This is a genomic window from Litoreibacter sp. JB4-2, assembly GCF_055693445.1.
Map to the genome: position 1 here is coordinate 2319259 of NZ_CM146334.1, position 19120 is coordinate 2338378.

General features: G+C 57.5%; 16 protein-coding genes and 1 pseudogene. 10 read left to right on the plus strand and 7 right to left on the minus strand.

Features of this window, described 5'->3' with window-relative positions; all coding sequences use genetic code 11:
* Positions 1 to 83: 83 nt before the first annotated feature.
* The 8 genes from rpsO to ACZ1G7_RS11610 all read left to right on the plus strand — a co-directional run bounded on the left by rpsO (position 84) and on the right by ACZ1G7_RS11610 (position 9706).
* Positions 84 to 353, plus strand: a complete 270-nt coding sequence (gene rpsO / locus ACZ1G7_RS11575) for a 30S ribosomal protein S15 (protein ID WP_472659553.1) — start codon at positions 84 to 86, stop codon at positions 351 to 353.
* A gap of 185 nt (positions 354 to 538) precedes the next feature.
* Positions 539 to 1474: an NAD(P)H-binding protein gene (locus ACZ1G7_RS11580; protein ID WP_472659554.1), complete on the plus strand. Its 936-nt coding sequence runs from the start codon at positions 539 to 541 to the stop codon at positions 1472 to 1474.
* A gap of 389 nt (positions 1475 to 1863) precedes the next feature.
* Positions 1864 to 2241 carry a DUF6404 family protein gene (locus tag ACZ1G7_RS11585; protein ID WP_472659555.1) on the plus strand — a complete coding sequence of 126 codons (378 nt, stop codon included), beginning with the start codon at positions 1864 to 1866 and terminating at the stop codon, positions 2239 to 2241.
* Between the two features lie 200 nt (positions 2242 to 2441).
* On the plus strand, positions 2442 to 4574 hold the full coding sequence (gene pnp / locus ACZ1G7_RS11590) for a polyribonucleotide nucleotidyltransferase (protein WP_472659556.1): 2133 nt from the start codon (positions 2442 to 2444) through the stop codon (positions 4572 to 4574).
* Between the two features lie 126 nt (positions 4575 to 4700).
* Positions 4701 to 5723 carry an SGNH/GDSL hydrolase family protein gene (locus ACZ1G7_RS11595; RefSeq protein WP_472659557.1) on the plus strand — a complete coding sequence of 341 codons (1023 nt, stop codon included), beginning with the start codon at positions 4701 to 4703 and terminating at the stop codon, positions 5721 to 5723.
* A 351-nt stretch (positions 5724 to 6074) separates the two neighbouring features.
* Positions 6075 to 6899: a spondin domain-containing protein gene (locus ACZ1G7_RS11600; RefSeq protein WP_472659558.1), complete on the plus strand. Its 825-nt coding sequence runs from the start codon at positions 6075 to 6077 to the stop codon at positions 6897 to 6899.
* Positions 6900 to 7073: 174 nt separating this feature from the next.
* Positions 7074 to 8954: a PhoX family protein gene (locus ACZ1G7_RS11605; RefSeq protein WP_472659559.1), complete on the plus strand. Its 1881-nt coding sequence runs from the start codon at positions 7074 to 7076 to the stop codon at positions 8952 to 8954.
* Between the two features lie 185 nt (positions 8955 to 9139).
* A complete protein-coding gene (locus ACZ1G7_RS11610) occupies positions 9140 to 9706 on the plus strand; it encodes a L,D-transpeptidase (protein WP_472659560.1) in 567 nt (188 codons plus the stop codon).
* Between the two features lie 71 nt (positions 9707 to 9777).
* Here ACZ1G7_RS11610 and ACZ1G7_RS11615 read toward each other — a convergent pair whose 3' ends face one another.
* A complete protein-coding gene (locus ACZ1G7_RS11615; protein WP_472659561.1) occupies positions 9778 to 10428 on the minus strand; it encodes a peroxiredoxin in 651 nt (216 codons plus the stop codon).
* Between the two features lie 258 nt (positions 10429 to 10686).
* Here ACZ1G7_RS11615 and ACZ1G7_RS11620 point away from each other — a divergent pair, with 258 nt between their 5' ends.
* Entirely contained in the window at positions 10687 to 12114 is a 1428-nt protein-coding gene (locus ACZ1G7_RS11620) for an aldehyde dehydrogenase family protein (protein ID WP_472659562.1), read from the plus strand.
* Between the two features lie 7 nt (positions 12115 to 12121).
* On the opposite strand, the gene ACZ1G7_RS11625 is transcribed toward ACZ1G7_RS11620, so the two are convergent.
* Positions 12122 to 13015: a LysR family transcriptional regulator gene (locus tag ACZ1G7_RS11625; RefSeq protein ID WP_472659563.1), complete on the minus strand. Its 894-nt coding sequence runs from the start codon at positions 13013 to 13015 to the stop codon at positions 12122 to 12124.
* Positions 13016 to 13099: 84 nt separating this feature from the next.
* Between ACZ1G7_RS11625 and ACZ1G7_RS11630 the strand changes: the two genes are divergently transcribed.
* Positions 13100 to 13720: a class I SAM-dependent methyltransferase gene (locus tag ACZ1G7_RS11630; protein WP_472659564.1), complete on the plus strand. Its 621-nt coding sequence runs from the start codon at positions 13100 to 13102 to the stop codon at positions 13718 to 13720.
* On the opposite strand, the gene ACZ1G7_RS11635 is transcribed toward ACZ1G7_RS11630, so the two are convergent.
* From ACZ1G7_RS11635 to ACZ1G7_RS11655, 5 genes and pseudogenes are all read right to left on the minus strand, one after another.
* Positions 13717 to 14361, minus strand: coding sequence for a pseudouridine synthase (locus tag ACZ1G7_RS11635; protein ID WP_472659565.1), 645 nt, complete (start codon positions 14359 to 14361; stop codon positions 13717 to 13719). The genes ACZ1G7_RS11630 and ACZ1G7_RS11635 overlap by 4 nt on opposite strands.
* Positions 14358 to 15244 (minus strand): annotated as a pseudogene (gene rarD, locus ACZ1G7_RS11640) (EamA family transporter RarD). The gene ACZ1G7_RS11635 and the pseudogene rarD overlap by 4 nt, the downstream one beginning before the upstream one ends.
* A 61-nt stretch (positions 15245 to 15305) precedes the next feature.
* On the minus strand, positions 15306 to 17747 hold the full coding sequence (locus ACZ1G7_RS11645; protein ID WP_472659566.1) for a GcvT family protein: 2442 nt from the start codon (positions 17745 to 17747) through the stop codon (positions 15306 to 15308).
* Complete coding sequence (locus tag ACZ1G7_RS11650; RefSeq protein ID WP_472659567.1) at positions 17744 to 18199, minus strand: pyridoxamine 5'-phosphate oxidase family protein; 456 nt, start codon at positions 18197 to 18199, stop codon at positions 17744 to 17746. The genes ACZ1G7_RS11645 and ACZ1G7_RS11650 overlap by 4 nt, the downstream gene beginning before the upstream one ends.
* Positions 18196 to 19065, minus strand: a complete 870-nt coding sequence (locus ACZ1G7_RS11655; protein WP_472659568.1) for a homocysteine S-methyltransferase family protein — start codon at positions 19063 to 19065, stop codon at positions 18196 to 18198. Before ACZ1G7_RS11655 ends, ACZ1G7_RS11650 begins: the two co-directional genes overlap by 4 nt.
* Positions 19066 to 19120: the final 55 nt, after the last annotated feature.

Below are 19120 nucleotides of genomic sequence, written 5' to 3' on the forward strand. Positions count from 1 at the left end.
ATACGCGCGGTTCTACCTCCACGGGCCTTGCTGGACGACATCCCGGCCTGCGCCATAACCCTTAACCTTTAAAGGAGACCCCGATGTCGATTACTGCTGAAGAAAAAGCACGCTTGATGAAAGAATACGGCACCAAAGAAGGCGACACCGGTTCCCCCGAGGTGCAAGTCGCGATCCTGACATCGCGCATCACTACGCTGACCGAGCACTTCAAAACCCACAAGAAAGACAATCACGGTCGCCGTGGTCTTTTGAAAATGGTTGCTCTGCGTCGCAAGCTTCTGGACTACACCAAAGCCAAAGACGAAGAGCGGTATCAGACGCTGATCAAAAAGCTGGGCATTCGTCGCTAAGACGGCCTTGCATACGAAGAATTTCAAACGCTCGCCTCTGGCGGGCGTTTTTCGTTTCGGGGCTGTTTTGTACAAAATGGGGCAACTTAAAAATTGCCCCACCCCAATTTGCACAGAATTTCATGGTTAAGATCGGGTTAACGCGACGGCTTGGCCCGCGCGTTGCATCGGCATAGGCTGTGGCGATGAATAAACATGTCCTCCTTCTTGGTGCCTCTGGCACGATAGGGCGCGCGGCGGCGCAGGCGCTTTTGGCGGATGGGCATCGGGTGACGTGCTTTTTGCGGAAAGAAGCAGTCGGGCTTTCGGGCTGCGAGGTTATGCTGGGTGATCTGGAGCAGATGAAGCTGGCCGAAGGCGCCTATGACGCAGTGATTTCTTGCATTGCGTCACGAACGGGCGCGCCCAAAGATGCCTGGGCTGTCGAGCATGACCTACAGCTATCGGTGATGGCGCAGGCACAAGCGGCCGGGATAGAGCAGTTCATTTTGCTATCGGCCATCTGCGTACAAAAACCACATCTTGCATTTCAGAAAGCCAAGCTGGCCTTTGAGACGAAACTACGCGCCAGCGGGATGACTTGGACCATCGTGCGCCCGACGGCGTTTTTCAAATCCTTGTCAGGCCAGATTGAACGGGTGAAAGCGGGCAAGCCGTATCTGGTCTTCGGCGACGGGACGTTGACGGCTTGTAAGCCGATCAGCGACGGCGATCTGGGCCGGTTCCTTTCGACCTGCGTCACAGATGCCGACAAAACCAACCGCGTTTTGCCGATTGGCGGACCTGGGCCCGCCTTGACGCCGCTCGACCAAGGAGCAGCACTTTTTGAGGCTTTGGAAATGGCACCGAAGTTTCGCAAAGTTCCTGTCGCGGCGATCAAAGGCGTTATTGCCGTGTTGAGCATATTGGGCAAAGTTGCGCCGCGTATGGCCGAAAAAGCTGAGTTGGCGCGGATTGGGCACTACTACGCTACAGAATCGATGCTGGTGTGGGACCCAGAGGCCCAGAAATACGATGCTGAGGCGACGCCAGAGTTCGGAACAGACCGACTTTGCGACCACTTTACGTTAGGGAAACGTGACGATTTCGTGGACGAGCGTGGCGCGCATGCGGTGTTTTAGTGACGTTAACGTCAACCTGCGGCTGATAAGTCACAAAAACGTGGGGACGCCCGCCCGAAATGTCGAAAAAGTCCCAAAAATTTTGAAAAACGCACTGTTTCCGAATTCGGGCTATTCGCCAAGGTCCCCAGAACGTAAAAACGCTACAGGTTAGCACCATGTAGCGTTCTGTAACGATTTTGCCTGGAAGCAAGTGTGTGGGGTTAAAGAGTTCGTGCTGGCCGCCCTCTAACAATCATTGGTTTACCAACTCGAACCTAGATTCGCATAGTATGGCTTCCCTTACCTTCTGAAATTGCTGCCGATATCGAGATCAGCCATCGGCGAGAGCGCGCCGCCGGGTTGCGTCTCGGCTATCAGAAACACCCCAATTCTGTTAAGTGTGCGGCATGAAATCTTCTGCTAACTGGGACGCAACGTCCGACTATGAACGCCGGTTTGATGCCGCGACCTGCGAGCTCGACGCGGCGGGCATTTGGCCCTCGAACGCGGTGCCACCCTATATGCGGTTTTTCCGGCAACTCGGGCTCACCCCGATCCCGCCGCATTACAAACCGATGTGGCGCAGCTTTTTGGGGTCGATCATATATTTCACCGTTCTGATTGGCTTGATTTCTGTTCTGCCCTTTTGGGGCTCGGATGACGGGCCACGTTCCGAGGCCGTGACCCTCACCCTGTGGCTTGGACCGCTGATTGGCACCTACATGGGCTGCTATTATGCCTATGGACGATGGAAGTATCAGCTAAGCCGCTGGGATGACTTGTAAGCCGTCGCTGCAGCGCCAAAAGGCGCAGCAATCCCACACTTTCCAAATGCTCAAAACCCCTATATACGCGGGCTTATCTGAGACGTGGCACCCCGACCCCGGTGCCATACAAAGGAAAGAGGGGTCGGCGGCAATGGGGCCGCCATTGAAAATGGGAGACGCGGGAAGGCCCGCGAGTGCTCCCTGATAGGAAACGATACATGTTCAATGTGACCAAAAAATCCATCGAGTGGGGTGAGGAGACTCTTACGCTCGAATCCGGCAAAGTAGCCCGTCAAGCGGACGGCTGCGTGATTGCCACATACGGCGAGACCTCCGTTATGGCCGCCGTGACTTTTGCGAAACAGCAAAAACCCGGTCAGGACTTTTTCCCGCTGACTGTTCATTACAACGAAAAATATTACGCAGCTGGTAAAATTCCGGGTGGCTTCTTCAAACGCGAAGCCCGCCCGACCGAAAAAGAGACGCTGACATCGCGTCTGATCGACCGCCCGATACGGCCTTTGTTTGTACCTGGCTTCAAGAACGAAGTTTTGGTGATCTGTACTGTGCTGAGCCACGATCTGGTCAACGACCCAGATATGGTTGCGATGATCGCGGCGTCCGCGGCGCTGACCATTTCGGGCGCGCCGTTTATGGGCCCGATCGCGGCCTGCCGCGTAGGTTTTGAGGATGGCGAATACATCCTGAACCCGGAAATGGACGACATGCATGAGCTGCGTCAGAACCCTGAGCAGCGTTTGGACCTTGTTGTTGCGGGCACCAAAGACGCCGTGATGATGGTTGAATCCGAAGCCTACGAGCTGACTGAAGACGAAATGCTGGGCGCTGTTGAATTTGCGCATGAGCAAATTCAGCCTGCCATCGACCTGATCGTCGATTTTGCCGAAGATTGCGCGAAAGAGCCGTTTGACTTCACACCGCCAGATTACAGCGACCTGTACAAGGCCGTTGCGAAAGCCGGTGAGAAGGCCATGCGCGCCGCCTACGCGATCACCGACAAGCAAGAGCGTACCGCCGCTGTCGCTGCCGCAAAAGAAACGGCGATGTCGAAGCTGACAGAAGAGCAGCTTGAGGACGAAAACCTCGGCTCCGCTTTGAAGAAGCTGGAATCCACTGTGCTGCGCGGCGATGTCGTGAAGAACAAGAAGCGCATCGACGGACGTGCTTTGGACGAAATCCGGGACATCGTTTCCGAAGTTGGCATCCTGCCACGGACACACGGTTCCGCCCTGTTCACGCGTGGCGAGACACAAGGTCTGGTTGTCACGACTTTGGGCACCGGCGACGACGAGCAGATGATCGACAGCCTGTCAGGCATGTATAAGTCGAACTTCCTGCTGCACTACAACTTCCCACCCTATTCGGTTGGCGAAGTGGGTCGCTTCGGCCCTCCCGGCCGTCGTGAGATTGGTCACGGGAAACTGGCTTGGCGTGCGTTGCAGGCGGTTCTGCCAGCCTCGACCGACTTCCCATACACAGTGCGTCTGGTGTCTGAGATCACTGAATCGAACGGCTCGTCTTCGATGGCATCCGTTTGTGGCGGTTCGCTGTCCATGATGGACGCAGGTGTGCCTTTGAAAGCGCCGGTTGCCGGTGTGGCCATGGGTCTGATCCTGGAAGAAGACGGTAGCTACGCTGTTCTGTCCGACATTCTGGGTGACGAAGATCACTTGGGCGACATGGACTTTAAAGTGGCGGGTACCGAGAACGGGATCACGTCGCTGCAGATGGACATCAAGGTTGCGGGCATCACGCCTGAGATCATGAAGACCGCTCTGGCGCAGGCCAAAGAGGGCCGGATGCACATCCTGGGTGAAATGAACAAAGCGCTGTCCTCGGCCAGCGAGTTTTCTGTCCACGCGCCACGGATCGAGACCATGCAGGTGCCAACGGACAAAATCCGCGAAGTCATCGGCACGGGCGGTAAGGTCATCCGCGAGATCGTGGAAGTGTCCGGCGCCAAGGTCGACATCAACGACGACGGCATCATCAAGATCGCTTCGCCAAACGGCGAGGCCATCAAGAAGGCCTATGACATGATCCACTCGATCGTGGCTGAGCCAGAAGAAGGTATGGTTTACACCGGTACCGTCGTGAAGATCGTCGACTTCGGCGCCTTTGTGAACTTCTTCGGCAAGCGCGACGGGCTGGTGCACGTGTCCCAGATCGAGAACCGCCGTCTGAACCATCCTTCCGATGTCCTGAAAGAGGGCCAGGAAGTGAAGGTCAAACTGTTGGGCTTCGATGATCGCGGCAAAGTGCGCCTGTCGATGAAAGTGGTCGACCAGGAAACTGGCGAAGAGATCAAGAAAGAAGAAACGGCTGAATAAGCCCTTCTGATTGATGATTTTGAGAAGCCCCGGCTGCGACGCCGGGGCTTTTTACGTTTACGTAACGTCTTTTCCAGAATCGACGATTTTGCCGTTAACACTGATGGCAATCTGGGAGGATTAACTATGAAACACATATTTGCCGTAGCAACGGCCTGCATTGCGATTGGTGCGGGCGCACAAGCGACTACGATCACCGACGCGTTTACTAGCTTCTATTCATTGGGCGACAGCCTGAGCGATGACGGCAAAGGGCGGGGGCCAACTGCCTCACCCTATTTTGGCACGCGATATTCCAATGGCGAAGTTTGGGCGGAAGACATCGAAAATCTGTTCATCGGCCAATCGAAGGACACTGAGAATTACGCGCTTGGCGGTGCAACGGCGAATGGGCCGGAATTAGGTGCTGGCAACCCTGCGCGCGCCTCGACGCTGAGCGGTCAGGTCGGCGCGATGTTAGAAGATGTCGTCAGCTCCGCTATTCAGCCCGGTGCCAACCCTTTGGTGTCCGTTTGGATGGGCGCGAATGACTTGTTCGGCATCGCCGGGACCCCGCTTTCAATGCCTTTGGCCGATACCGAGGCTGGCCTGAAAGCCTTGGCGCAAGGTGTCGCGGGGCTGGTCGCGCAATCTATCGGCCAGCTAGCGCTTAATCCGTTGCAAAACTTTGACAATTTCATTGTGATGAACTTACCAGATTTGGACGCTTCGCCACTCTACACGCTGGCATCGCCACAATATGCGCAGAACGCGGCCATCGTGACGGAAGCCTACAACACGGCCTTGTCGAGCAACATGGCGTTTCTGGAAAGCAGCTTGGGGATCAACGTTTTCGAAGTGGATGTGAACGCCCTGTTTGACACAGTGAACGGGCCCGACAACCCGCTGAGATATCTTGACCGGACCAACCCATGTGTCTTTGAAGCCGTCTCTTTCAATTGCGCACCGACGGACCCAAGCGTTGCAAGCCATTTCTTGTTCCAAGACCTCGTACACCCGACGCGCCCGGCACATGCATTTCTCGCTGAGCGCTCAATCGCGGTCGTTGAAACGGAGCTGAATGCCGTGCCGCTTCCAGCCTCAGCGCCTTTGATGATCGCAGGGCTTGCGATGCTTGGATGGCAAGCGCGCCGACGCGCCCAAGCGTAAGACTTCAATCGACGCCCAAACCATGGCCCCGGTGGATACGCCGGGGCCTTTTACGTTTTCGTGAGCAGACCACATTAAGCACACTGAGCAGGCTCAGACATTTGACAGCTGCGTGAAGACCTACAGGGCAGAAATCGTTAACATTCTGTTTTTGTTAACTTTTATTTCCTCCTAAAAATTCATGTTCGCGTTGCAAATGCCCGCAACCTCACGTTTGCAAGAGCTAGCGGCGTCTCACGCCCACGTGAAACCACCCGCGGCATTTTCCTGCCTAACCTGCCCGAACTTGGCGCGGTTCGCTGTTCTGGCGGGGCACGCGACCGAGATGTATTCAACAGCGGATGTGTAAATATGATCACTAAATCTACCCTTCTGGCCGCAAGCACGGCCCTTCTTTTTGGAGCGGGTGCGGCTGGCGCCACGACGCTTTCCATCACTTTTGAAAACGACAATGGCTTTGGTTTTCTGACGACGCCTGTCTATGCCGGTTTCCATGATGGCGGTTTTGACGCGTTCGACGCAGGTGACGCTGCAAGCGCAGGCGTCGAACAGGTTGCTGAGCTGCCAATCCCACCTTTCATTGCGACCCAAGGCAACCGTTTGGCAGCTGAGCGGATCGCGAACCAAAACGGTGACGGCGTGGATTCCCAAGGCGCGTTTATCGCCAATGGCGGGCCTATTGCGGATGGCGCTTCGGCCACGATTGAGGTCGATATCGCCAATCCCGGCGTGAACCAATACGCGTCCTTCCTGGCAATGGTCGTGCCGTCCAATGACACGTTCTTTGGCAATGACGACCCGCTCGCGTATCGTTTGTTTGACGATGCCGGCAATCTGATCCTGAACAATATCAGCATCACCGCCGGAATGATCTATGACGCGGGCACGGAAGTGAACGAGTTCGCAACCTCCACGGCTGCGGACATCCTGCTCAGCAATGAAGAGAATGGTTTGATCACCTCCATCTTTGACAGGGATGGCGATGGTGACAACGGATTTGAAAACCTGGCCCAGCTGTTCGGGCTTGGTGATGTGTCTTCTATTAGCCGCGATACGGAATTCTTCCGCATCTCGATCAGTGAGGTCGCTCCGGTCCCACTTCCAGCGTCTGCTCCGATGCTGTTGGCGGGTCTGGCGCTGCTTGGCTGGCGCGCCCGAAAAGCCGCCCGCGACTAAAAGACACAGACGTCACGAGTATCCAAAGCCCCGTTGAAAAACGGGGCTTTTTTGTTGGAGCGCAGCGCCTGTGTTACAAAGCCGTTACGCGACTGTCACAGTTTCGAGTCGCGTTTTTTCTAAGTTCTTCACAGCAAGTTTTTTTGCCAAACCAGCTACTAAGGAGCATTTTAGATGAGAGACGACACCTACGATCTGTCTTGGGACGAATGGGACGAATTGCAGAGCCCCCGCCCGGATGAAACCGATTTCGATGACGTTGTAGAAGTGGCCCTGAGCCGCCGTGGCTTTTTGAGCGGTGTATTGGCTTTTGGGTCCGGTGCCGCCGTGATGGGCGCAGGTTCGCTGATGGGGACAACCTCGGCACAAGCGGCAACGTCGCGCTTTGGCTTCAAGCCGGTTCCGATCGCGACAGACGCCTTGGTGCATGTGCCAGAAGGGTATTCCTGGGACGTTTTGGTCAGCTGGGGTGACCCGCTGTTTTCCGACGCGCCTGAGTTTGATCATGCGACCGGCGGCGATGTTGCGTCATCTGACCGCGTATTTGGCGAGAACACGGATGGCATGGAACTGTTCACCATTGGCAGCCGCCAAGTGATCGCGGTGAACCATGAATATGTGAACACCAAGATTAACCTGCCGCAAAACGAAGAGGGCAAGGTGGCGAGCGCCGATGACGTTCTAAAATTGCAGAACCTGCAGGGCGTCGCCGTGTTTGAGGTTGCTGAAGGTGATGACGGCTGGTCCGTTGTGATCGACAGCCCGCTGAACCGCCGCATCACGCATAACACGCCGATGAAGATCTCGGGGCCTGCTGCTGGGCATGATTTGTTGAAAACGCCGGCTGATCCAGAGGGCATGACCGCTTTAGGTACGATGAACAATTGTGGGGCCGGCAAAACGCCTTGGGGCACCTACCTGACCTGCGAGGAAAATTTTAACGGCTATTTCGGGTCGACCGACGACGGCTTTGAGCTGCCCGCTGAATACGCCCGTTACGGCATCAAGAGCGAAGGGCGGTACAATTACGAAGGGTTTGATCCGCGCTATGACGTGTCAAAGAACCCAAATGAGCCGAACCGCTTTGGCTATATCGTTGAGATCGATCCGGCCAACCCGGATTCGATGCCGGTGAAGCGCACCGCTTTGGGTCGCTTCAAACATGAAAACGCGGCGGCCACCATCGCCCCTGATGGGCGCGTCGTCGTCTATATGGGCGATGATGAGCGTGGGGAATTCATGTATAAATACGTCTCCAACGGCATCTACACGCCGGGCGGTGACGCCTCGACGCTGCTGGATGACGGCCAGCTTTACGCCGCGCGGTTTGACGTGGATGGGCGCGGCAAGTGGATGGCTCTGACGCCATCGAGCACCGGCATGGGCGAGGCGGAGATTGCGATCTTCACCCGCATGGCGGCCTCGAAGGTGGGCGCGACGACCATGGACCGCCCGGAATGGGTCGCGGTGAACCCGATCTCTGTTGAGGGCTATTGCTGCCTGACCAACAACAAGAACCGCGGCCTCAAAACCAATGCAGGTGGTGACGAAACCCCGGTCGGTGGCCCGAACCCGCGTGAGGCCAACAAATACGGCCAGATCGTGCGCTGGTTCCCGGCGGATGAAGATCATACATCGGAAGAATTCACATGGGATCTGTATGTGATGGCGGGCAACCCGAACGTGCATAGCGATGCCAAGGCGGGGTCAAGCAACATCAATGCGGGCAATCTATTCAACTCGCCTGACGGGATGATGTTCGACAGCACCGGCCTTTTGTGGATCCAGACCGATGGCGACTACAAAAACGAAGGTGACTTTGAGGGTATGGGCAACAACCAGATGCTCGCGGGCGATCCGGTGACGGGCCAGATTGAGCGGTTCATGACCGGGCCCTATGGCTCTGAGGTGACGGGGATTACATGGTCGGCGGACAAGCGCACGATGTTTGTTGGCATTCAGCACCCCGCGGCACCGTTCCCGGATGGCGAAGGCAAGCTTGCACGATCCTCCATCGTGGCGATCAAACGCGACGATAACGCGATGGTTGGATAGGCTTTTAGCCCACAAATTTAGGGGCCTCGGCGTTTGCGCGCCGGGGCCCTTTTTCATGTGCGTGGCCGTTGCGCCACAATTTTTGGCGCTCACAACGCTGTTATTATTTCTTCAGCGGATTACCGCTATGCTGCCGGCGGTCTGCCCTCGCGAAGAACTGCCAGAGGGCCAAAGGGGATTTGACTATGGATCGACGTCTATTTTTGACGGCGGGTACGGCTGCAGCTGCAACGCTTGCGACACCTGCCCTGGCGCAACGGCGGGTTTGGAGCCTGCCGGAAGAATTTAAACCACGCGTGATTACCTTGCAGGGCGAGTTGCCAGCAGGCGAGATACATGTCGATCCCAAGACCTTCGCGCTTTATTGGACCCTGCCGAAAGGCAAAGCCATCAAATACACCTGCGGCGTCGGGCGCGGTGATTTGTACGAATCTGGCACATTTTGGATGGGCGCTAAGAAGGAATGGCCGTCCTGGACGCCCACGCCAGATATGATCGAGCGCGAGCCTGATAAGTACAAGCAATGGGAAGATGGCCGTCCCGGTGGGCCCGGCAACCCGCTTGGCGCGCGCGCGCTATACCTGTTTACACGCGGCGGGCGCGACACGTTCCTGCGCATTCACGGCACGACCGCGCCATGGACCATTAATTCCGCAGTGTCGAATGGCTGTGTGCGGCTGACCAACGCGCATATCGCACATTTGTATCAGCAGGTACCACTTGGCGTGAAAGTGGTACTGCACCCGAAATAGGGTTCGCGTTTCAGAAATGAAAAAGGCCGGATCACAATGACCCGGCCTTTTGTGTTTTGGGGCGTTTGACGTTAGCCCGGCGCTTTGACCGTGCGCAGGTAGGGCAGCACGGTTGTGACAGTACCGAATTTTGCTTCTGCATCCTCGGTCGAGACCGCAGGTGGCACGATCACGTCTTGGCCAACCTCCCAGTTGGCGGGGGTCGCGACGCCTTTGGCCGACATTTGCAGCCCGTCCAAAGCGCGGATGATTTCCGCGAAATTACGTCCAACTGTCATCGGGTAGGTCATCATCAGTTTGACCTGCTTGTCAGGTCCGATGATGAAAACGGAACGAACCGTGGCGCTGTCAGCCGGTGTGCGGCCATCGGGAAGCACATATTCAGCCGGCAGCATGTCGAAGGCTTTAGCCAATTCCAGACCTTCGTCGGCGACGATGGCGAATTCCGCCTTTGCTTCGGCCACTTTTTCGATATCGGCTTTCCATTTGACGTGGTCAGCGACGCCGTCGACAGAGACGCCCAGCACCTTGGTGTTGCGTTTGGCCCATTCATCTGCCAGTTGCGCCACGGCGCCAAATTCAGTCGTGCAGACAGGCGTAAAGTCCTTGGGGTGGCTGAAAATCACGGCCCAGCTGTCGCCAACCCAATCATGTAGCGAAATCTCGCCCTGATCAGTCGTGACAGTCAAATTTGGTATGGTGTCGTTGATACGCAGGCCCATCGCGGAGCTCCTTTGCCAGAAATTTGCATTAACCAAGATATACGACGCGTGGGGCGAATTACAGCCCCCTATCTGTGACTTCGTGGGCCGCGCCGGCATGGCGTGCAACCTAAAACAGGGGAATTGCGCGTCGCCAGTGCTTGCCGGAGGTCCGTGTCGCGGCATCTATAAAGCTTGTCGCTCGGGTCGGATAAGGCGGGTTGCGGATCTCCTAAACCACCCCCAATGTGCGCCACGATGGACCGGAGGACCTGCCCCATGAAAAACGCTAAGAACTTCTATATTGACGGCGCCTGGGTGGCCCCGTCGCAGCCAAACGACTTTGACGTGATCAACCCCTCGACCGAGGAAGTCTGCGACACGATCTCTTTGGGCAGCGAAGCCGACACCAATGCCGCAGTATCCGCCGCGCGCGCTGCGTTTGACGAATGGTCACAGACACCCAAGCAAGACCGCATCGCACTGCTGAAGACCCTGTCGGAGGTTTACAATGACCGCGCCGAGGAAATGGCGCAGGCGATTAGCCTTGAGATGGGCGCACCGCAAGATCTGGCGCGGGCGCAGCAGGTTGGCGCAGGTTCGTGGCATTTGGGCGGCTTCCTGAAGGCGATGGAGACGTTTGAATTTGACCGGATGCACACCGCGACCGAAGCGACGCTGTATGAACCCATCGGGGTCTGTGCGTTGATCACACCGTGGAACTGGCCGATGAACCAGATTGTTTTGAAGGCCGTCCCCGCTTTGGCGACAGGGTGTACCGCCGTGTTGAAACCATCGGAAATTTCGCCGCTATCGGGCATTCTGTTTGCAGATTTCATCCATGAAGCAGGCTTCCCCAAAGGCGTGTTCAACATGGTCAATGGCGACGGGCCGGGCGTAGGATCACAACTGTCGGCGCATCCGGAGGTCGACATGGTGTCCTTCACCGGATCATCGCGCGCGGGCAAACTGATCTCAGTCGCCGCCGCCGAAACGCTGAAACGCGTGTCGCTGGAGCTGGGCGGCAAGGGCGCCAACATCATCTTTGCGGATGCGAATGAAAAGGCAGTGACGCAAGGCGTCGTGCGCTGCTTCCGCAACACAGGGCAGTCGTGCAACGCGCCTACCCGGATGCTGGTGGAACACTCGCGTTACGAACAAGCTGTCGAGCAGGCGATTGCCATGGCGGAGAAGACCGAAGTCGGCCCCGCATCCGAGGAAGGCAAGCATATCGGCCCGCTGGTCAGCGAGATGCAGTTCAACAAGGTGCAGGACCTGATCCAGCAGGGTATTGATGAGGGCGCAAATCTTGTAGCGGGCGGCGTTGGGCGGCCTGAGAATTTGAACCGCGGCTATTATTGCCGCCCGACCGTGTTTACGGACGTGACGCCGGATATGGAGATCTACAAGCAAGAGATCTTCGGCCCCGTCCTGTCGATCATGCCGTTTGAGGATGAGGCGCATGCGATTGAACTGGCCAATGACACCCCCTATGGGCTGACCAACTACATCCAGACCGAGAATCTTGAAAAACGCCGCCGCGTGGCGCGCCGTTTGCGCTCGGGCATGGTTGAGACGAACGGGTCGGGCTTTGCGCAAGGATCCCCGTTTGGCGGTTACAAGCAGTCGGGCAATGGCCGCGAGGGCGGCGCGTTTGGGCTTGAGGAATTCCTTGAGGTCAAAGCCGTCAGCGCTTGGAACAGCTAAGCAGACTCTACGTGGTCTGCTTGCTCAACTCATCGGCAAGCAGATCATAGACAAGCCGGATGCGTTTTGAAGTGTGAAGCTCCCGGTGGGCGACCAACCAGATCGGGATCGGAATCGACATATCCGGGAACACCATCTGCACTTCCGGGGCGAGTACATCCGCATCCCGGCTCATCGCGCCAATGCCGAGGCCGGCGCGAACCATGGCCCATGCCGCAAGCCCGTTGGCAGAGGCGTAGCGGATATTGGCCTCACTGATCGACAAGCCTTGGTCGTTGAGGATGCGTACCATTTCAGCATGGTCATCGTAGCCGATAAAGTCGCAGCCAGAGATCTCTTGTGCGGTTTTGGGCCAACCGGCGCGTTTCAGATAGCCCGGCGTCGCAAAGAGATGGCCGGTGGTTTCACCAACTTTGCGCGCGATCAGGTCGGGTTCCGTCGGGCGGGCGTGTCGAATGGCGATGTCGGCCTCCCGCCGGAGCAGGTTTTGGACAGAGTTTTCCGCGATCACATTGATGCTGATGCCTGGCGCCAATTCGCGAAGCTTCAGCAGCATGCGCGGCAGGTGATAGACGGACATGATATCCGTGGCGGTGATCGCAACATGCCCGTCAACCCGCTGCGACTGCCCCGACGCGGTCATGGAGACATGGCCGGCCGCATCCCCCATCGCGCGCACATGCGTCAGCAGCTCGCGCCCTGCATCTGAAAGCACCAGCGAGCGGCCCACCCTCTCAAAAAGCGTTACGCCAAGGCTGTCTTCGAGCGCTGAGACCTGACGCCCCAGCGTGGGCTGTGTTAGCCCGAGGGCGCGGGAGGCGGCAGAGAGCGAGCCTTCCTGCGCAGTTGCGAGAAAGGCGCGGGCCTGATTCCAATCAAAGTTAATCGCCTGCCAATTCATGCATATATGCATATCATACCGGCGTTTTTAGGCAATTCACGGCTGCCAAACGCATGGGTATGCCTTGGCTGAAAGGAGACACCAATGACCCAATCAGCCGCTTTCTGGGACAAGATCGCGCCCAAATATGCAAAAGACCCAATCAAAGACGTGGACGCGTATGAACAGACGATGGAGCGCGTTCGCAGCCATTTGTCGCAAAGTGACAATGTTCTAGAGCTTGGCTGCGGGACCGGCGCGACCGCATTGCTGCTTGCGCCGCACGCCGCCCGCATCACCGCAACCGACATCTCGCCAGGCATGATCGCGCAGGCTGAGGCGCGGCTGACGGGTGGGGAAAACGTTAGCTTCAAAGTCGCCAAAGCGGAGGCGTTGACGGGGTCGGAGGCCACGGCCGATGTCGTCACCGCCTTCAACCTGATGCATCTTGTCGACGATTTGGACGAGTTCGTCCAACAGGCCGCCGCCTTGGTAAAACCCGGTGGTTTGTTTGTCTCAAAAACCCCATGCCTGCGCCATTTCAATCCACTGATCCGCTTGCTGATCCCAATGATGCAATTGGTCGGTAAGGCGCCGAAATCGGTGCTGATCTTCACAACGGAACAGCTGGAAAATGCCATTTCGCAAGCCGGGTTTGAGATTATCGAAACCGGGTCATACCCGGCCAAACCGCCGAGCCGGTTTATCGTTGCACGAAAACGCTAAAAGGGCGCTTTGGCTTTGAATTCAACGTGCCGCCCGCCTTCGGGGTGGCGCAGTTTCAGGCTTTCGGCGTGCAGCATCATGCGGGGATGGGCTTGCCAGTTTTCTGAATAGAACGGGTCGCCTAGAATTGGGTGCCCGATCTCCTTCATATGCACGCGCAATTGGTGGGATCGACCGGTTTTCGGAAACAGCCGCATGCGGGTGACCCCGTCTTTGACCGGCCCGCGCCGCCATTCGGTAAGTGCGGGCTTGCCAGTGTCGAAATTGACATGTTGCAGGGGCCTGTTGGGCCAGTCGACGATCAGGGGCAGGTCAATCTCACCTGACTTTTCGGCGACCTCACCATGAACGAGCGCAACATAGGCCTTTTTGGTATGGCGCTTTTCGAACTGCAGGCCGAGATGGCGTTGTGCGGATTTGGTCAGCGCGAAGACCATGACGCCGGACGTGTCGCGATCGAGCCGATGCACAAGCAGCGCGGTCGGAAACGCGGTCTGGATCCGGGCGATCAGACAGTCGGCCAAATGCGCTCCCTTGCCCGGCACCGACAGCAGCCCGGCGGGTTTGTTGACCAAAAGCAGCTCCGCATCCTCGTGGATCACATCAAGCGGGTCTTGAGGTGGGTTGTAGTCGTCGCTCATGTTTTGCGCCCCCGCAGCATTGAGACGGAATAGAGCACCAACGCCGCCCAGATCATCGGGAAAGCAATGGCGCGGGCTTGGCCAAAGGGTTCTTTGAAGATGAACACGGCGACCAGAAAGATCATCGTCGGCGCCACATATTGCAACATAGCGATGGTCGCGAGGCGCAAGCCCTTGGCGCCATTTGCGTAGAGCATCAAGGGCACGGCGGTCACGACCCCTGCCCCTACCAGCAGCCAGATATTGGCGGAAAAATTGCTTTCGCCTGCCTGTCCCAAATAGATCCAATACCCCAGCGCGGGCAGTGCGAGGATCAGCACCTCCAACAAGAAACCCTGGTTTGGGCCGATTGGCAGTGAACGCTTGCAAAGGGCATAGAACCCCCATGACAGCGTCAGCCCCAAAGCCGCCCAAGGCAGACGCCCGGCGTCATATGTCAGCACGCAGACCGCCGCGAAGGCCAAAGCAATTGCGACCCATTGCAGCTTGGTCAGCCGTTCCTTCAAAAGGGCGAAGCCCAGAAAAACGCTGAAAATCGGGTTGATGTAATATCCCAGCGCAGCCTCCATCGCGTTGCCGGAGGTAATCGCCCAGACATAGATGCCCCAATTGATGGAAACGAGCGTGGCCGTGACGCAGCCCATGGCCAACATTTTCGGGCTCATCAACGCGGTTTTGATGTCGCTTGTGCGCCCCAACGCAATCAGCACGGCCCCTGCAATCGGGATTGACCAAATCACGCGGTGGGCCACGATTTCAACCGCCGGGATGTGGGACAACAGCTTCATATAAAGCGGCAGGAACCCCCAAAAAGGTAGGCCGACAGCGCAAAGCCAAAACCCGCAAACGTATCGCCAGTATCATTGGAAGTGTCCTGTGCCATGCGGACTTTGAGCACTGATTTAACGGGCGGCGCAAGGGGCCTTGCGCCGCTACGAAGCGATCTAAACCTTCACCCGCTCCGACGTTGGATCATAGAAGGGCTTCGAGGAGACCTCCGCCTTGACCCGCGTGCCTGCGACATCGATCTCGTAGTCCGAGGCCAGAACATCGGCAAGTTTCTCGCCGGGGCATTGGATATACCCCATGCCCATCGCCGCACCCAGATGGTGGCCATAGGACCCGGACGTTAGGTAGCCAGCAAATTCACCATCCCTGAAGACAGGCTCTGCATGGTACAAGAGCGGCTCAGGCTCAGAGAGCTTGAATTGCAGCAGTCGCATTTGCAGGCCTTCGTCTTGCTTCTTGGTGATCGCATCGCGGCCAATGTAGTTGGGCTTGTCCTTTTTCACCGCAAAGCCGAGGCCCGCTTCCATCACGTGATCCTCTGACGTTATGTCATGGCCGAAATGGCGGAAGCCTTTTTCGATGCGACAGCTATCCATCATATGCATACCGCAGAGCTTCAGGTCCATTTCCTGGCCCGCCGCGTGCAGCGTTTCAAAGACATGTCCGGCTTGATCGGCGGATACGTAGATTTCCCAACCAAGCTCACCCACATAGGTCACGCGGTGCGCGCGGGCGAGGCCCATTCCGATCTCGACCTCTTGCGCGGTACCGAACGGGTTTGTGGCATTGGTGAAGTCGTTGGGGGAGACCTTCTCAAGCAATGTCCGCGCGTTGGGACCCATGATCGCAAGAACGCCCTCACCCGCCGTGACATCGGTGATGACCACGTTGAAATCGCCCGCATGGCGCTGCATCCAGGTTTGATCTGCCAGCCGGGTCGCTGCCGGGGTGATAACCAGATAGGCAGTTTCCGACAGGCGAGTGACCGTGACGTCGGCCTCGATCCCGGCCTTGGAATTCAGGAATTGCGTGTAAACGATTTTGCCCACGGGGCAGGAATAATCGCCGCCGCCGACATAGTTCATAAAGGCCTCCGCATCGCGGCCTTCCACCCGAATTTTCCCAAAGGAGGACATGTCATACATGCCGACATTGGTGCGGATCGCATTGTGTTCCGCCGCGACATTCGGGAAGAAGTTTTGCCGCTTCCATGAATATTCATAGGCCGGGTCCTGGCCCTCATTCGCGAACCAATTGGCGCGTTCCCAGCCCGCGATTTCGCCCATCACCGCGCCTTCATTCAGCAGATGCTGATGGAACGGCGTGCGCCGCACGCCACGCGCGGTTTTCTTTTGCAGATAAGGGAAGTGGTCGGCGTAGAGCAGGCCCAGCGTCTCCTTTGAGCGCTCGAACAGATAGGTCTTGTTGCCTTGGAATGGCTGCATGCGGGAGATATCGACATCACCCAAATCGAAAGGTTTTTCACCCGCGTCCATCCATTGCGCAAGCGCTTGGCCCGCGCCACCAGCGGATTGGATCCCGATGGAGTTGAAGCCACACGCGACCCAGAAATTGTCCAGCTCTGGCGCGAGGCCCAGGTGGTAGGCGTCATCGGGTGTGAAGGACTCGGGCCCGTTGAAGAAGGTGTGAATGCCAGCTTCTGCCAGCATCGGCAGGCGTTCGACGGCAGCCTCAAGGATTGGCTCAAAGTGGTCGAAATCCTCGGGCAACTGGTCGAACTCAAAATCCTTCGGGATGTCGAGCGTCCATGGCTTGGACACAGGCTCAAACGCGCCCAGCAGCATTTTGCCTGCGTCTTCTTTGTAGTAAGCGCATTCGTCAGGAACACGCAGCACCGGCATTTGGGTCAGGCCGGGAATGGCTTCAGTGACGATATAGAAATGCTCGCAGCTGTGCAGCGGCACGTTGACGCCCGCCATTTTGCCGACGCTGTGACCCCACATGCCGCCGCAATTGACGACGTGATCAGCGGTGATTTCACCCGTCTCGCCGTTCTTGTCTTCCCATGTCACGCCCGTGACGCGGCGGCCTTCTTTTTGGATACCCGTGACCAGATACCCTTCCTTTACCAACGCACCATTTTGGCGCGCCCCTTTGGCAAGCGCGAGCGCGATATTTGCCGGATCGCCTTGGCCGTCGAGTGGCAAGTAGACCCCACCTGTGACACCTTCGATATTGATGTGTTCGTAGCGTTTCTTGACCTCTTCGGCGGAGATCGGCTCTGCCTCAACGCCAAAGCTGCGCGCCATGGCAGCCTGTCGGTTGATCTCTTCGAGCCGTTCTTCGGTCAGCGCGGCCGTGATCGAACCGCAGCGTTTGAAACCCGTTTCAACGCCAGTTTCAGCGGCCAGATTTCCGTAAAGCTCCTGGCTGTATTTCGCCAGCTTCGTCATGTTCTTGGTCGCCCGCAGCTGCGCGATCAGACCGGCGGCGTGCCACGTGGTGCCAGAGGTAAGCTGTTTGCGTTCCAACAGCACGATGTCCTTCCAGCCCTGTTTGGCCAGATGGTAAGCAACAGAACAACCAATCACACCGCCGCCGATGATGACGACGCGGGCAGAGGTAGGAAGGGTCATGGGTACATCTCCGAAAACTTGGCTTTGTAGAGGGCGATCATGTCCTCTTCTGTGGCGCCGGTGTCATAAGGTGGGGTCGTCAGAGGTTTGACCTCTGAGACAGTGATTTTAACGATTAGGTTGATGCGGTCGCACAGATCGCCCCAGACCTGCTGGAAGCGCGGGAAGATCGCGTCAAATTCCGCCGTATCGCGGCGCACCATCGCCCCGGTGCCGCGAAGCCGGGCACCCTTACGCGTAAAAGCATCGACAAAATTGACCTCGCATTCGGGGTTATGCGTAAGGTTGCTGACCGTTTGCGGCGACCGGATTTCACCGAACGCGATGGTTTTGTCGTCAACCACAATGAAGGTTCCCTTAGGCGACACGGACGGATGCCCGCCCGGCGTGATTGTGGCGATATGGCCAAGGCGCCAACGGGTGATCAGCTCTTGCGTCGTGACCGGGATCATTTGAACCTCCGCGTCAGTTCGGCGATATGGGCGGGGCCAACTTCGCAGCAGCCGCCGATGATATGCGCGCCTGCGTCGGCCCAGCTTTGCGCGTGGTCTGCGTAGGCCTCCGGACCCAGATCGGTGCGGGTGTCGAGCACATCAACAGTGGCGCCGATATGGTCAAACGTATCGGCAATCGACGTGAAACCGTTGGCATAGGCCCCGATCAACGGGCCAGAGCCTGCAATGAGCGGCACTGCTTGCGTGATTGCCTCGGGGCGGGAACAGTTGACCAAAAGCGCCTCTGGCTGGAATTGCTCAATAAGGGGCAACAGATCGACCAGCGGCTCACCTGACCGCAGCTTGGTGCCGTCATTGTCATCGACGGAAACGGCCAGCCAAACGGGCTTGCCGGTTGTTCCCGCGCCCATCAACCCGCCTTTTGCCTGATCCACCGAGGCCATGGTTTCCAAAATATGCATGTCGACATAGGGCAACTGATACGCGGCGATCTGCGCATAGATTTCAGCCGCCTCGTCGGCAGGCGGGGCCTTGTCGGGTTGGTAGGAAAAACCAAGCGGACCCATGCCGCCGGCCACCAGCCCAGACCCATGCGCGTCGCGTGCATCACATGCCATCTGGCAGGCCAGATCGGATAGCTGTTGCAGGCGGTTTTCCAAACCATGAGAAACCAGACGGTCCGGCAACACCGAATAGCCGTTGGTCGTGGCAATCTCAGCGCCAGCAGCGAAGAAATCGTCATGAACAGCGCGCACCAAGTCGGGTTGGTCCAACAAGGCCTGAACCGACCACAAGCCCGTCGCTTTGCCTGTGCGGGCAATCAGTTCCTGCCCCATGCCGCCATCAAGGATCGTCACACTCATGAGCGCGCCCCCTTTGGTGACGCGCAAGGCGCGGAAGGGAGGTGGGCGGGTCCGC